Source organism: Segatella oulorum F0390, assembly GCF_000224615.1.
GTDB classification, from domain to species: Bacteria; Bacteroidota; Bacteroidia; order Bacteroidales; family Bacteroidaceae; genus Prevotella; species Prevotella oulorum.
Genome location: NZ_JH114215.1, coordinates 1,333,135 through 1,349,102 on the forward strand (window position 1 = coordinate 1,333,135; position 15,968 = coordinate 1,349,102).

At 49.1% G+C, this 15,968-nt stretch carries 10 protein-coding genes, 2 pseudogenes and 1 riboswitch; of the genes and pseudogenes, 7 read left to right on the plus strand and 5 right to left on the minus strand.

The window, feature by feature from the left end; genetic code table 11:
* From HMPREF9431_RS13230 to HMPREF9431_RS05735, 7 genes and pseudogenes are all read left to right on the plus strand, one after another.
* Nucleotides 1-694 (plus strand): annotated as a pseudogene (locus HMPREF9431_RS13230) (hypothetical protein); the annotation flags it as partial.
* A gap of 322 nt (nt 695-1,016) precedes the next feature.
* A complete protein-coding gene (locus HMPREF9431_RS12905) occupies nt 1,017-1,265 on the plus strand; it encodes a hypothetical protein (protein ID WP_040560914.1) in 249 nt (82 codons plus the stop codon).
* 241 nt (nt 1,266-1,506) lie between these two features.
* Complete coding sequence (gene hflX, locus HMPREF9431_RS05720) at nt 1,507-2,754, plus strand: GTPase HflX (RefSeq protein WP_004380227.1); 1,248 nt, start codon at nt 1,507-1,509, stop codon at nt 2,752-2,754.
* Between the two features lie 18 nt (nt 2,755-2,772).
* Nucleotides 2,773-4,620, plus strand: coding sequence for a DUF4954 family protein (locus HMPREF9431_RS05725; RefSeq protein WP_004380229.1), 1,848 nt, complete (start codon nt 2,773-2,775; stop codon nt 4,618-4,620).
* Between the two features lie 8 nt (nt 4,621-4,628).
* On the plus strand, nt 4,629-7,535 hold the full coding sequence (locus tag HMPREF9431_RS05730; protein WP_004380230.1) for a M16 family metallopeptidase: 2,907 nt from the start codon (nt 4,629-4,631) through the stop codon (nt 7,533-7,535).
* A 142-nt stretch (nt 7,536-7,677) separates the two neighbouring features.
* A pseudogene (locus HMPREF9431_RS13765) lies at nt 7,678-7,725 on the plus strand (hypothetical protein); the annotation flags it as partial.
* Nucleotides 7,726-7,731: 6 nt separating this feature from the next.
* A complete protein-coding gene (locus HMPREF9431_RS05735) occupies nt 7,732-8,577 on the plus strand; it encodes an IS256 family transposase, variant Zn-binding type (RefSeq protein WP_004380231.1) in 846 nt (281 codons plus the stop codon).
* 651 nt (nt 8,578-9,228) lie between these two features.
* Here HMPREF9431_RS05735 and HMPREF9431_RS05740 read toward each other — a convergent pair.
* The 5 genes from HMPREF9431_RS05740 to HMPREF9431_RS05760 form a co-directional block, all read right to left on the minus strand.
* Entirely contained in the window at nt 9,229-9,912 is a 684-nt protein-coding gene (locus tag HMPREF9431_RS05740; protein ID WP_040560917.1) for a thiamine diphosphokinase, read from the minus strand.
* Entirely contained in the window at nt 9,896-10,501 is a 606-nt protein-coding gene (gene pnuC / locus HMPREF9431_RS05745; protein WP_040560918.1) for a nicotinamide riboside transporter PnuC, read from the minus strand. The genes HMPREF9431_RS05740 and pnuC overlap by 17 nt, the downstream gene beginning before the upstream one ends.
* A gap of 3 nt (nt 10,502-10,504) precedes the next feature.
* Complete coding sequence (locus HMPREF9431_RS05750) at nt 10,505-12,682, minus strand: TonB-dependent receptor (protein WP_004380235.1); 2,178 nt, start codon at nt 12,680-12,682, stop codon at nt 10,505-10,507.
* A gap of 104 nt (nt 12,683-12,786) precedes the next feature.
* A riboswitch (TPP riboswitch) is annotated at nt 12,787-12,886 on the minus strand.
* 119 nt (nt 12,887-13,005) lie between these two features.
* Complete coding sequence (locus HMPREF9431_RS05755) at nt 13,006-13,920, minus strand: helix-turn-helix domain-containing protein (protein WP_004380236.1); 915 nt, start codon at nt 13,918-13,920, stop codon at nt 13,006-13,008.
* Nucleotides 13,921-14,178: 258 nt separating this feature from the next.
* Nucleotides 14,179-15,834 carry a fumarate hydratase gene (locus HMPREF9431_RS05760; RefSeq protein ID WP_004380237.1) on the minus strand — a complete coding sequence of 552 codons (1,656 nt, stop codon included), beginning with the start codon at nt 15,832-15,834 and terminating at the stop codon, nt 14,179-14,181.
* Nucleotides 15,835-15,968: the final 134 nt, after the last annotated feature.

The window sequence follows — 15,968 nt, forward strand, 5'->3', positions numbered from 1 at the left end:
GTTTGAGCAGTTGGAGCTGAAACGCATCGATGGCACCGATAAACCGGGGCTTTCGTCGACGAGTGCATTGCGTCCGCTGACCGACGAGGCATTCTACGAGGTGCGCGGCAATGTCGAGGCGGCCTTCTGCTACGCCACCACCGTGGCCGACAAACAGATGATTGCCACGCTGGTGGACAACATCAACGCCGTGCTCGCCCGCTATGCCACGAGCCGCAAGGCGAGCGAGGCGCAGAAGGCCATCGCGCGCGCCATGGAGCTGGAGAGCAACCACCGGCTCATCGACCCCTTGCTGCCCGCCTTCGCCACGGCGGCGGGCTATGCGGCAGGCGACGTGACCTTCACCGGTCGCACCTTGAACCGCAACAGCGAACTGCGCTACGAACTGCGTGTGGCCAGCACGGGTAAGACGCTGTGGGCGCGGGTGACAGCCGGCCGATTGGTGGCCATCAAAACAAAGCCGACAGCAGGTGGCAGCGGCTCGGCCACGGTGAAACCCAAGGGCGGCAACCATGGCTCGGACGGCAAAAAGCCTTCGGATGATGGCAAGCAACCTTTCGGCGATGGCGGCAATCCCAGTGGCAATGGTGGCAGCAATCCGTCGGGCGATGGAAAGAACGGCGGCTCGGGCAATCCCGGAGGAAACAAACCCGGCGGCGGCCAAGGTTCGGCCACGGTGACACCGAAAGAATAACTTGCTTTAAAACAGATGGGCATCATCTCGATGCCAGTTTGCATACACAACTTGTTTTAAAGAATGGGGGCGGGAGTGCGCGATGCATTTCCGCCCCCGATATGTTGTATGGATTGTTCACGCGTTTCGTTTGGGAGGATTGCGCATGGGTGGTTGGTGTCGTTGAGGGTGGATTGCGTGTAAATGGTTATTTGGTTTGGGTGGGATTGCGTGACAAAATATTACGGAACTGGGTAGGGGCGGTGCCTGTGTGCCCGCCCGTGTTGCCCTGCAAGGGCACATCCATCGTTCATTCCCCGCGTACAATGCGTGTGTTTTTGGTATGGAAACGCCGCTACGCGGACGTTCGGGCGGGCACACAGGCACCGCCCCTACGGTTTCGTTTGGGCAGATTGCGTATGGGCAGTTGGTGACGTTTGGCTGGATTGCGCATGGGCGGTTGATGCCGTTGGGGCAGATTGCGCGCAAATGGTTAATGTGTGTGGTGGATGATATGTTCAAAATCGTGATAGAATGTAGGGAGGGAGCAACACCATCGGTGTTGTACTTTTGTCAGCCCAGGGTTGATTGAGCATAGCGAAATCTACCCTGGGTAAAGTCGTGGAGGGGAACCTATGCCATCGGCATTGTACTTTTTAATATGCGCCCTTACATTTTATAAAATCTACCCCGTGGTTTCATCCCCCTGCAAGATGCCCTTGTCAACAACCTTGCAAACTACGGCAAACGTTTCGATTTTTACGCACAGAACGCCCCATTTTATCAGCCTATTTTCGTAAATTTGCATTCAATTATCGAATGAACAAACAGGCATGAAAGAATTTGTTATTTCAGAAGTTAAAGCCGAAAGTGCAATCTTGGTGGGCTTGATTACGGAGACACAAAACGAGGCTAAGACCAAGGAATATCTCGACGAATTGGAGTTTCTCGCCGACACGGCAGGTGCTGTGACAGTGAAACGATTCACACAAAAGGTGAATGGCCCGAGCGCTGTGACTTATGTAGGCAAAGGAAAACTCGAGGAAATCAAAGCATACATTGAACAGTGCGAAGACAACGAGGAACCTATCGGAATGGTTATCTTCGACGACGAACTCTCGGCGAAACAGATACGCAACATCGAGAACGAGCTGAAAGTGAAGATACTCGACCGCACATCGCTCATTTTAGACATTTTTGCGATGCGTGCACAAACAGCCAACGCCAAAACTCAGGTGGAATTAGCGCAATATCGTTACATGCTGCCGCGGTTGCAACGACTCTGGACGCACTTAGAGCGGCAAGGAGGTGGTTCTGGTTCAGGCGGCGGAAAAGGTTCGGTAGGGCTGCGTGGCCCGGGCGAAACCCAGTTAGAGATGGACCGTCGCATCATTTTGCAGCGCATCACCTTGCTGAAACAGCGCCTGCAAGAGATCGATAAGCAGAAAACCACCCAGCGAAAGAATCGCGGACGTATGATTCGCGTGGCCCTCGTGGGGTATACCAACGTGGGCAAAAGCACCATCATGAATTTGCTGGCGAAAAGCGAAGTATTTGCCGAAAACAAGCTCTTTGCCACCCTCGACACCACCGTGCGCAAGGTGGTTGTGGACAATCTGCCCTTTCTTTTGGCCGACACTGTGGGATTTATCCGGAAACTGCCCACCGACTTGGTCGACTCTTTCAAAAGCACGTTGGATGAAGTGCGTGAGGCCGACCTGCTGGTGCATGTGGTAGACATCTCGCATCCCGACTTTGAAGAACAGATACGCGTCGTCGATAACACCCTCAAGGAACTCGGCTGCAGCGACAAGCCCTCGATGATTATCTTCAATAAAATCGACAATTACCATTGGATTGAGAAAGAAAAAGACGATCTGACGCCAGCCACCAAAGAAAATATCCCCTTGGAAGAGTTGGAACGCACGTGGATGGCGCGCCTCAATGATAATTGTCTCTTCATCAGCGCAAAAACCAAATGCAACATCGAAACCTTCCGTAAGACACTCTACATCCGTGTGCGCGAATTGCATGTACAGAAATATCCTTACAACGATTTCCTCTATCCTGCAATGGAATAACCTGTAAAACGACAGAAAATGAGACAACTAACCAACGAAGAGATCAACATTCTTGAGGTTCAAAGTTGTTGGGCCGAAGACTGGACAAACATCCATGTGAGCGAAGATTTTAAGCCCAACTACATGCATCGCGTGATGCTCTACGGCGAAATCCACATCGGTGACTTCGAGAAAAACATCGAAGTGAGCCGTGGTTTCCTCAAACACAGCGGCATCAACAACGCCACCCTGCGCAACGTGACCATTGGCGACAACTGTTTGATTGAAAACATCGGCAACTACATCAACAATTATACGATCGGCGACGACTGCTACATCAGCAATGTCAGTGCCATGGAGACAACCGAGGGCGCCACCTATGGTGAGGGCAATCTCATCTCAGTACTCAACGAAGTGGGCGACGGCAACGTCATTCTCTTCAGCGACCTGAACAGCCAGCTGGCGGCCTTCATGGTGAAGCATTTCAACGACCGCACGCTCAAGGATCAGCTGCGTCACCTCATCAACGAAGATATTGCCCGCCACCGTTCCGACCAAGCCTACATTGGTAACCACGTGAAAATTGTCAATACACGCGAAGTCAACAACACCATCGTCCACGACGACTGCGAAATCAACGGAGCTTCGCGATTAAGCGACTGCACCATTCTGAGCACGCCCGCTGCCAACGTGTACATCGGCACGGGTGTCATCTGCGAGAACACCATCATCAGCGAAGGCAGCAGCATCACTAACAGCGTGAAGATGCAAGACTGTTTCGTGGGTGAAGCCTGCCACATCAGCAACGGTTTCACTGCGTCAACAAGCATTTTCTTTGCCAATGCCTACATGAGCAATGGTGAAGCATGCGCGGCGTTCTGCGGTCCATTCACTTCCAGCCATCACAAAAGTAGTTTGCTCATCGGCGGACAATTCTCTTTCTATAATGCGGGGAGCGCTACCAATTTCAGTAATCACGCCTACAAGATGGGGCCGATGCATTATGGCATACTCGAGCGCGGCACGAAAACAGCCAGCGGCGCCTATATTCTCATGCCTGCCCATATCGGCACGTTCTCGGTGTGCTTCGGCAAGCTGATGTATCACCCCGACACACGCAACCTACCCTTTTCCTACCTCGTTGCCTATGGCGACACGATGTACCTTTCGCCCGGCCGCAACATCACTACTGTGGGTTTGTATCGCGACATCCGAAAGTGGCCGAAACGTGATGTGCGCATGCCCGGATCCCACAAAAGCATCGTAAACTTCGATTGGTTATCGCCTTTCTCCGTTGGCGAAATCCTGCAAGGCAAAGAAATCTTGGAGAAACTGCGCGAAGCCAGTGGAACCGACGTGGCATCCTACACCTATCATAATTATGTCATCCATGCCAGCTCGTTAAACAAGGGAATCAAGTACTATGACATCGCCCTGCGCATTTACATGGGTGCCGTGCTCAAGCGCGTTTATAAACAGCAGGGAAATTACGCCAAACCTACCACGACTGTCGGGCAAGGCACGTGGAACGACCTGAGCGGACTGCTGCTGCCCGATACCGAGGAGCAACGCCTGTGCCACGATATCAAGCAAGGAAATATCGAAACGATTCAAGACGTCATCTGCCGATTTGAGGAAATCCACCGCCATTATCGCGACTATCAGTGGGCGTGGACCTATCACATGATATGCAATTACTACCACGTGGACGATATTACCGAAACCACAGCCGAACAAACCCACGACGATTACGTACAGGCACGTCGCGCATGGATTGCCGAGATACGCAAGGATGCCGAGAAAGAATATGCCATGGGAGATGTCGAACCCCATGTGCTCGACGATTTTATCAACAGTTTAGATCACGAAATCAATTTTGAAAACTAAAAAATATGATGCATTTAAGAACCATTTTCATGTCGGTAGCGCTGTGCACGCTTGCAACGCTTTCGGCCAAAAATTATTCCTTCGTTACCGTGAAGGGAGACGCAATGCAAGCCCGTATCTACACCCTTGACAACGGGTTAAAGGTCTACATGAGTGTCAATAAGGAGCGTCCACGCCTACAAGCCAACATTGTTGTGCGCACCGGGTCGCGTAACGATCCGGCAGAGACCACGGGCTTGGCCCACTATCTCGAACACCTCATGTTTAAAGGCACACAACAATTTGGCACCACCGATTACGCTAAGGAGAAACCCTACTTGGACGAAATTGAACGCCGTTACGAGCAGTATCGCACGCTGACCGACCCCGTTCAGCGCAGAACCGCCTATCACCAGATTGATTCCGTCTCGCAGCTTGCCGCGCAATACAATATACCCAACGAGTACGACAAGCTCATGTCGAGTATCGGATCGGAAGGCACCAACGCCTACACGAGCAACGACGTTACCTGCTATGTTGAGAACATTCCCACGAATGAAATCGATAACTGGGCACGCATACAAGCCGACCGCTTCCAAAACATGGTCATTCGCGGATTCCACACCGAGCTGGAAGCCGTGTATGAAGAGAAAAACATCTCCATGGCAAGCGACGGTTCGAAGGAATATGCCGCGTTGTGGAAGTTGCTCACGCCTACCCACCCCTATGGAACGCAAACCACCATCGGTGAACAGGAGCATCTGAAAAATCCATCCATTGTCAACATCAAAAATTACTTTCATCGCTACTATGTGCCCAATAACGTAGCCATTGTTCTGGCGGGCGACTTCAATCCCGACGAAACCATCGCCATCATCGACAAATATTTTGGCCAGTGGAAGCCGTCAACCAACCTCACTCGCCCCGAGTTTCCCGCGCAACGTGAAATCACCGCGCAACGCGATACGACCGTCATGGGGCAGAATGCTGAAAACCTGATGATGGCCTGGCGCTTCAAAGGCGAGAACGATATGCAGAGCGACACGCTCGATCTCGTGCGTCACCTGCTCTACAACGGGCAGGCAGGCCTCATCGACATCAATTTATTACAGCCTATGAAGGTGCAGGATGTTGGAGTCGACTTCGACGGGCTTCATGACTACTCGGCATTCATCATCGAAGCTTCGCCCCTGCATGGTCAAACCCTGAAACAGGTGAAAAAACTGCTGCTCGAACAGATTAACAAGTTGGCACGCGGAGAATTCAGCAATCAACTGCTGCCTGCCGTCATGGCTAACAAGAAACTGCACTATTTTGAAGATTTACAAAACAACATCCTGCGCGCCAGCTTCATGGTACATGCGTTTGTTAACGACCAGCGCTGGAGCGACGTAGCACTGCAGCTTGACCGACAGGCAAAGATCACAAAACAAGACATCCAGCGCTTTGTCAGCCAGCATTTTGGCGAAAACAACCTCGTTTGCGTCTATAAACGGCAGGGCGTAGACAGCACATTGAAAAAAATCGAAAAACCCATCATCACCCCCATTCCCGCCAACCGCGAATATGAAAGTGCACTGCTGAAAAGCATTCGCCTGAGCAAAACAACGCCGATACAGCCCAAGTTTCTGGATTTCAGCAAAGAACTGTCGCTGGGCAAGAAGGTCAACGGCATGCCGCTCATCTATAAGCGCAATCCCAACGATGGACTTTTCGTGCTCACCTTCCATTATGACTTTGGCACCACCGCCGACAAACGCTACGACTATGCAGCCGATTATTTAGACTATATCGGCACGCAGAACACCACAGTCTCGCAGTTGAAACAAGCCTTCTACAACCTTGCCTGCCAGTACAACATCAATGTCAGCACAAATAAACTCAACGTCACCCTGTCCGGGCTGAGTGAAAACATGCCACGCGCACTGCGACTCTTAGAACAGGTGCTGCACCAAGCGAAAGCCGATAAAAACTCATGGCTTAGCTACTGCGATGTAGTAGCAAAGAACCGCGACGACAAAAAGAAGAACCAACGCACCAATTCTTTTGCACTGTTGGACTATGCCCGCTACGGTGCCTACAATCCCACGCGCAACATCTGCACCGTTGAGCAGTTGCGCGCCATGAATCCGCAGTCGATGGTGCAACTCATCACCAACCTCACCCGCATGCCTCACAGCGTGCTCTACTACGGACCCGCTACCGAGCAGCAACTCATTAGTATCGTGCAGCGCGAGCACAAAGTGGGTAAGACGCTGCTCAAACTGCCCGTCAACAAGAGCTATCGTTTGCAGCAAACACCTCAAAACGAAGTGCTTCTGGCACCTTTCAAGGCGAAAAACATCTATTTGCGCCAATATCACAACGAGGGCAACCAGTGGAATGTCAGCAAAACACCCACCGAGATGTTGTTCAACCAGTATTTTGGCAGTGGCATGAATTCCATTGTCTTTCAAGAACTGAGAGAGACCCGCGGCTTAGCCTACAACGCCGGTGCCCGCTATGCAATGCCACAAATGAAGAACGAAGATGAATATTTCCTCACACAAATCATCTCACAAAACGACAAGATGAGCGACTGCCTGCGCGTGTTCAACGACATCGTCAACAACATGCCCGAGAACGAGGCGGCATTCGACTTGGCCAAACAGAGCCTCATCAAGTCCATTCAGAGCGACCGCGTCACACGTTATGGCGTCATCACGCGCTATCTCAGAATGAAACAACTCGGTCTGAGCAACGACTACATGCAGCAGGTTTACGACGCACTGCCCAAAATCACGCTGAAAGACGTAGTAAACTTTGCCCGTCAGAACATTGCCAACAAAACCTACCGTTACATTGTGCTGGGCGATGAGAAAGAACTTGATATGAAAGAATTAGAAAAGATTGCGCCCGTGAAGCGACTCTCCACCGAAGAGATTTTCGGCTATTAAAATCGATTCGAACCGAAAAATGCTGTTTCCAACGTCAGAAACAGCATTTTTGGCATAATGGACATTTGGTAGGCTGAAACCTCTCGGAATTCTTTTATTTACTACCTTTGCAGCATTTTAAAACCTATGAATAAAAAACTGTATCTTCTGCAACAGTTCAAATGTTAAAAAGAATGGGCACCGACGTACTGTTCAGATGTATCTTTGCAGGGATTGTGGTAGGCAATTTCAAGGCGGTCTGCGTATAAATAATATTTCTCTATGGAATGACTATCTGACGGCAAATCGAACGATTTCCGATCTATCCACTCTTTATAAATGTTCAGAGCGAACCATACGACGTAGGTTGAGCTTAGTGGTGGATAGCTTCACTGCTACTTGCCCTAAATCTGCAGTAATAATACTGGATACAACATACTTTTCCAAGACATTTGGTGTGATGCTGTTTCAGGATGCTTCATCAGGCAAAATACTCTATCGCAAGTTCGTCAAGAACGAAACTAATAGAGATTATCTTGATGGACTTCGGTATATTGCGGAACGTGGAACTATAATAAAAGCAGTGGTGTGTGATGGGCATGTAGGACTTTTGCAAGCGATACGTTTCTGTCCCGTACAAATGTGTCAATTTCACCAATTTCAGATAGTTAGAAGGCTTCTTACAAACAATCCACATTTGCCTGCAGGCGTTGAACTATTGGCATTAATGAGAAGGATGTTCTCTATGAGAAAAGACGAGTTTATAACAGCTTTTGATAAATGGTGTGATAAATGGAAAGAGTTCCTAAATGAACGAACTCTTCTAATCTCGGGCAAGACGACCTATACACATAGAAGGCTGAGAACGGCAAGACGTTCTATTAAGACACATCTGACATGGCTCTATACGTGTGAGGAGCATCCAGATATACAAATACCTAATACAACAAACCTGTTGGAAGGATTTAACTCACAACTTAAAAGGGCACTACATAATCATAATGGATTGAATAAAGCTAATAAAAAGAAGTTTATAGATGGATTCATAAATACAAAAAAGTAGGCTGGAAGAATCAGCCTACCAAATGTCCATTACTAAAACCCGAGAGGTTTTCAGCCTACCAAATGTCCATTACGCCGCATTTTTTTATTTCCACCTATTGATATACATCCGCGGCAGCTCTACTCCATCTGAGCACACGGCAGAAAACATTGCTAAGGCTTGCACTGATGTATTACGCAAGTTCAAGACAAGCTTAGTATGCAAAAAGTTCTACCTGCTTTGATTTTTCAACATAAACAAATACAGAACGTAAGGACATTGACAAGGGACGCACCATCGCTTGATTTCGCTGAACCCACATCAGTTCATCATGGCAATAAAAGTATGAAACAGCAAGTCGTTTCTCATGGCCTTGCAATATGCCTCATATTACCGTGCAATGTGACTCTAATCACGTGCTAAAATGAGGCAGATTGCACCGTAATATGCATGAGATTAAGTGCACAAAAAATGCCGGAACCTCACGATTCCAGCATCTCTTATAATCAAACTAAATAGTCTTAACCATGCGTTACGAATATCTTTCTCACGAAAATGTTTCGGTAACGTGTGTAACTCTAAATGATAGTAGTCTATATAATGATTTATGAAGCAAAGGTACTATGTTTTCTTTTACCATACAAATTTTTGACTTTAAAATTTAGTTAAATGTCAATAAAACGTCCATGTGATGTACACGAGATAGGCATTATCGGCTTTTATCTGTATGATGGGTTGCACTGCTTCGTTTAAAGTGCCTTGCCAAAAGGCATCAAATGGATAGATGGGCCAGCGCAACCCTTGACTTTCTAATTGTTGGCAGCCAAAGTTGAAGAGGCTTACTTGTTGTCCCGGTGTGACATCGAAACGACCATCGCCACATGCCGCAATGAAAATTCCCTCATCGGTGAGCATGAATGGCTGCACGTTGAAGTGGTTGTAATAATGCATCATGAGGGCGATGTTGCCCAAAGTGTGGTCTTCGCGCTTGCCCGTTGCACCGAGATAAGCAATGCGAAGACGACGGTTGGCGGTCAGTTGCGGTTGCACTTGCCCGTGCTGTGTGCATACATAGCGTGTAGCTTTGGTAAGGTCGTTGTCATCTTGTTCGCTGATAGAGATGAAATGTAATTGTCGTTTGAGCCTTGGTGCCAAACTGTCTCCATCGCCAATTACTGTCATTTGCTGAGCAGTGAAGCCCGCATTTAAGAGCGTTTCGGCGGCACCATCGCAAGCAATCACATGCGGTGCGTGGTGCAAAATGCGTAGTAATGTCTCGTGTTTGGGAAAGGCTCCGTTGGCCACGATGACGGCATCGAATGGGGTTTCGGCCATTATTTTAGGATAGTGTGTCATGTTGTTGCTGCATCATTCGTTTCCATTTATAGTAACCGGCAATAGCCATGGCAGTGTAGAGAGCGTAGAGCCCCGCCTTGAAGGGAATGCCTTTGGTGAGGTAGAGATAGGTGCTGATGAAATCGACGATGAGCCATGCCCACCATTGCTCGATGTATTTGCGTGCCAATGCCCATAGACCGATGAAACTAAGCGCGTTGGTGAAAGCGTCTAATGCGGGAACTGTGGAATTGGTTTGCGTGCGCAAAAGCCAAAAAGTGATGCCCCATGCCAACAAGAAAAATGCACAAAGGGGCAGGTAGTGACGTCGTTTCATGTGGGTGATGGGCATCGGTTGGTGCGCCGCCTGTCCGCGCTTGCGTCCAAATTTCCACACGATGAGCCCATAGATGGCCGCCAAAGTATAGTAGACGGCCATGCCCGCATCGCCATAAAGACCATGTGTGGCATAGAGCCACACATCGAGTAGCGGCATGATGATGCCCACAATCCACAGCCAGGTGCTGGCACGATATTCTAAAACGAGATAGACGATGCCAAGGAAAGTGGTGAGCAAGTCGAGCCCATGCTGTGTGAGAAATTGCATCATGCGTTACAAAGTAATCGTTAAATACGTCATGAAATGTGCTGTGGCTTGTGCTGAATAGACTGCCGAAGAGGAGACTTCGCGCCCCATATTGTCATATTCAGCGCTGGCATAGCCATTGGAGAAATATTTTTTGTTGAAGAGATTGTAGATGGTGATGCCCGCTGTGATACGGCGAATGGATGGTAGATGGAAACTATAGTTGGCATCCAAATGTGTCAGAAAATAGCTTGGCAACATGAGATTCGTGTTGTTGTCGTTGGTCATGTGTTGTCGACTGACAAATTGGTTGCGCACCATCGCCTCAAATCCTCCATGTGTAAAAGTAATGATTTGGTTGGCCAGCACATCGGGAGAGAAGCTCAAATGGGTTGTTCCAAAGCGCAGTGGTCGCCCTGCCTTGCTCTCTACCATCCAGTCTTTGGCGCGGTTGCGGCTGAATGTCGCGTTGGCTTGCCATTTAAACCAGTTGAGCGGTTGCCACGATACCTGCCATTCTATGCCCTCCCGATAGGATGTTCCCACGTTGCGGTGAATCATTTCGCCAGTGGAATTGATTTCGCCTGTGAGCACAAACTGGTCTTTGTAGTGCATGGAATAAAGGTTGATGCCCATGGTCAAGCGTGGTAAAGCCAACTTGTAGCCTGCTTCCCAGTCGGTCATTCGTTCAGCACGCGGCAGCTGGCGTAGCGTTCCTTCAAAGTCATTGCGCGTGGGTTCGCGATGGCTCACGGCCCAAGAAAGATAGAATGCGTGTGCTTCTGCGGGCTGAAAAAACAGACCGGCCTTGGGATTGAAGAAGTGATAGTGCTCGTTGTAGCGCCAAGGTGCATTGGCAGCCGTTGTGGGATTGTCGTTGGGATCTTGCAACCGATAGTTGATGTTGCGATATTGTAGGTCGACATAGACGCTAAGCCCTTTCACCAACGCTACGTTGGCTTTGGCATAAACACTGTTTTCGGTCTTCTCAGCTTTGTTGCGATAGTATTCTTGTAGTGGGGAATAGGGCACGGCTGCATTGATGATGGCGAGGATTTTACCGAAATGTCGGCCGCTATACCGGTTGTTGGCGCCTCCCAAAGTGGCATTCCAACGTGCCTGTTGGTAGTTGAGTGCATACACCCATCCATAGAAATCGTTGCTTAAATGCTTGCGGCGAATGAGGTCGGCAATGGGCGAAGTGGGTGGAAATCCATATTTCTTCAGCTTCTGTTGCGCCTTATATTGCTCGTAAAAGCCATTACCCGCAGTGTAATGGAGCGCAATGTTGAAGTTGAAAGCAGGCGAGACGAGCTGATTCCAAATGAGCTGATAGTTCTGCTGATGATAGTTGTCGGTTTGGTTGGGATAATATTGTGTTTGCCCGTTAGCATCGGTATATTCGCCAGCAGGATTGTAACGCCGCCCATATTGCGCCATTTGTGCCAACGAAGCGTAATCCCAAGCCATGTACGTGTGTTCGGTTCCGTTGAACGTAAGCCATTTTACCAAGGTACTACGACTGCTGTAAGCGCCTTGCAGAAAATAGGAGTTGAGACTCGATGTTGCGCGGTCGATGTAGCCGTGGCTGCCGATATTCGACAGACGCACGTTGAAACTCCAGTGATTTTGCAGAAGTCCCGAACCGAAAAGGAGCGTCTCTTTGTGAGACGCATAACTACCCGCTGCGGTCGAGAGTGTCACGAATGGTTTCAGAGAAGGTGCATCGGTTTGCAGATTTACCGTAGCTCCGAAGGCCGCACTGCCATTGGTTGAAGTGCCGACGCCGCGTTGAATCTGCAAATCTTTGACGTTGCTGATGAAGTCGCCCATGTTCACTAAGAACACTTGTGAGCTTTCGGCGTCGTTCAAGGGGATTCCGTTGGCGGTGAAGTTGATGCGCGACGGATCGGTTCCGCGCACCTTTAGTGCAGTGTAGCCTATGCCATTGCCCGCATCCGACGTGAAGGTTACACTGGGCATAAAGCTCAACAACGAAGGAATATCCTGTCCGTGGTTGTGTTTTGCAAGCTCTTGCTGGGTGAGATTGCTAAATGTCATGGGGGTGTTGTGCTGCGCACGTGTGGCCGTCACCTGCACATTTTGCAGTTCATAAGTTTTAAGCGTGTCGAGCTTTTCGGCCTTAGTTTCTGCCGCAGTTGCCAGCAAAGCAACACAGAGCCATGCGAAAGATGATGATTTCATACGATAATCGTTGTTAAAAGTGATACATTCTGTTCATCCAACGATGGATTTCATTGGAGTACCTTGCTTTTAACAACGCAACGCAGTGTTGATGAAGAAAACACGTGGAAATTTTAATTTATCCCTTCGCCAGCATTACCTGTTTCAGGTTCCATGGGTCTAATCTCAGCATCCGCAACGACGGTAGCACCCCGAAGAAGTTCATCTGTGGAATGAATTTCGTCGCAAAGGTAGCTACTTCGTGTCAATGTTGCAAATTTTTGCTTATCTTTTTTCAGTAATGGGCTAAATAGATGCCAAGCAGCCCTGTTACGGCATGTGCCTTATTCTGCGCGATAAGTGAAGGCCGTTGTCCCCGTGTTGCGCTTAAAGAATTTGCAGAAAGTGCTGAGTGAGGGGAAGGAAAAGTCATGAGAGATTTGCTCCAACGTTTTCTCGCTGTATTTTAATTCCACTTGAATGGCAGTTACCGTGGCACGATCAATCCATTCTTTGGCCGTGCTGCCTGTTTCTTTTCTCACCACCATACTGAGATGGTGCGCCGAAACACAGAGCTGCTTGGCATAGAAACCGATAGAATGTTGCGTTTTGGCATGAACATTCACGAGTTGTGTGAAGGCTTCGGTGAGTTTTTTGTTGCGCGACCATTGTACACTGGGCAACAGGATGTCGCTTTCATACAGTTTTTGTGTAAAGAGATTAATCGCCACAAACAAAGCGTTTGTCGTGGTGGATTCGGTGTGCGGACCGAGCAATTTCACCGTGAGCAACGTTTGCAGGATCTTGCAGAACGTATTGTTCTCTTCCGCTGTGAGGGTTGCTTTAAAACAGAGCGTGGTGCTTTTGAATATAGATGGTAAATTACCGCCGAACATCAAATTGACATATTCTTCGGTGAGCATATATCCATCCATGGCGAGGTCGTCGCTAAACTGGTCGTCTTCGATCACGGCCCCCCAGTTTACGAACAATAATTCGCCGGCCTTGCAGTGATAAGTGTGACCGTTGATGGTAGGCGAAAACCATCCCTCTCGCACGACCGCGACACGTGCACAATCGGCTCTTACCGGCATTCGGTTGCCGAGAAAATGTTTAAAGAAGGCCGGACTATGGGTAAAAACACTGTAGTTCTGCGTTACTGAATAGTCGTTAGGAGCTGTTTCTTGCAGCTCAAGCAGCATGTCAGCCACCTCCTTGAACGAGGCGTACGACGTATGCGCTTTTCTTTTCTTTGTCATGCAATCTGTTCTTTTGCGTTACAATGATGGGGTTGCGACAACTTATATTTTGCATTCAAGTGGTTTGTTCTCTACAAGTTATTTCTTTTCGAGTATAGTGAAGGTGTTGTCTGCACCCCGAATTTTCTTAAAAAAGTCTACCTATTGAGATGAAATGTTGCGCATGGTGTTGCGCGTGGCTCTGCGAGCCGTTTGTTGTTGCGTTATAAGCGCAAGGAGCGTGGGTTTAGTCGTGCCCACAGCTCCTTCTTGTCTGCTTTATTTCGTGCAGGCACAAGCCGTCCAAGGTTTTAACTCCTTGAAGAAGTCGTGACCTTTATCATCGACCAAAATAAACGCGGGGAAGTCCTCAACGCGTATTTTCCACACGGCTTCCATGCCCAATTCCGGGTATTCCACGCATTCAATGCTCTTGATACTGCTCTGCGAAAGCACGGCAGCCACACCACCGATGGTGCCCAAATAGAAACCACCGTGTTTCTGACAAGCATCCGTCACCACTTGGGTTCGATTGCCTTTTGCAATCATCACCAACGAACCGCCATGCTCCTGGAACTCGTCAACATACGGATCCATGCGGTTGGCAGTGGTTGGCCCCATCGAACCACACGCATATCCTTCGGGGGTTTTGGCAGGACCGGCGTAAAGCACTGGATAATCCTTGATGTACTGCGGCAAATCCTCGCCGGCATCCAAACGTGCTTTGAGTTTTGCGTGCGCAATGTCGCGCGCCACAATGATGGTGCCTTTGAGACTGACGCGCGTGCTCACGGGATACTTTGTAAGCTCAGCGCGCACAGCATCCATGCCCTTGTCTAAGTCAATCTCCACCCCTTTAGCGCCCTCACCCGGCTTCCGGTACTCCTCAGGAATGAGTTCAGAGGGGTTCATATCCATTTTTTCAATCCATATACCATCGGCATTAATCTTGGCTTTGATGTTTCTGTCGGCCGAACAGCTTACGCCCATCCCGATGGGACAGCTTGCACCGTGACGCGGCAGGCGAATGACACGCACGTCGTGAGCAAATGCTTTACCACCGAATTGCGCACCAAGTCCAATCTTGTGAGCCTCGTCAAGCAGCTTGTTTTCCAAATCAATGTCGCGGAAAGCACGTCCCGTCTCGTCACCGGTCGTGGGCAAATCGTCGTAGTACTTGATTGAACCCAGCTTGACGGTGAGCAGGTTCTTTTCTGCCGAAGTACCACCAATAACGAAGCAAATATGATAGGGCGGGCAGGCTGCCGTGCCGAGACTCTTCATTTTCTCCACCAAGAAGGGCAGCAACGTGCCCTCATTCTGTATGGTTGCCTTGGTCATAGGATAAAAATAGGTTTTATTGGCCGAGCCACCGCCTTTTGCAACCATCACAAATCGGTATTCGGCTCCTTCGGTAGCTTCGATGTCAATCTGCGCAGGAAGATTGCATTTCGTGTTCACTTCGTCATACATATTGAGCGGAGCGTTTTGGGAATAGCGCAGATTGTCCTCTGTAAACGTGTTGTAAACGCCTCGCGAGAGTGCCTCTTCATCTTCAAAACCCGTCCACACCTGCTGTCCCTTCTCGCCGTGGATGATGGCCGTACCGGTATCTTGGCAGAAAGGTAGCACACCTTTCACTGCCGTCTCGGCATTGCGCAAGAACTGTAATGCCACATACTTGTCGTTCTCTGATGCTTCAGGATCGCGCAGAATGCTTGCCACTTGCTCGTTGTGTGCGCGCCGCAACGCAAATTCCACGTCGTGAAACGCCTGTTGTGCGAGCAACGTCAACGCCTCTTTTGAAACTTTCACGATGGTTTTTCCCTCAAATTCGCTGGTCGATACGCCCTCTTTCGTGAGCAGACGATATTCAGTATGGTCTTCACCCAGTTGAAACATGGGAGCATACTTGAAATCAACTTTCTTTGCCATAATGTTTTTTGTTATGCTATATGTTCTTATTGCAGGCAAAGTTACAAAAAAAAGACGATATAGCTTTCGTCTTGTCGGTTAATTTCGAGCAAAAGATGGGGCTTGTTTTGCCCCGATTACGGCGTGAAACACGT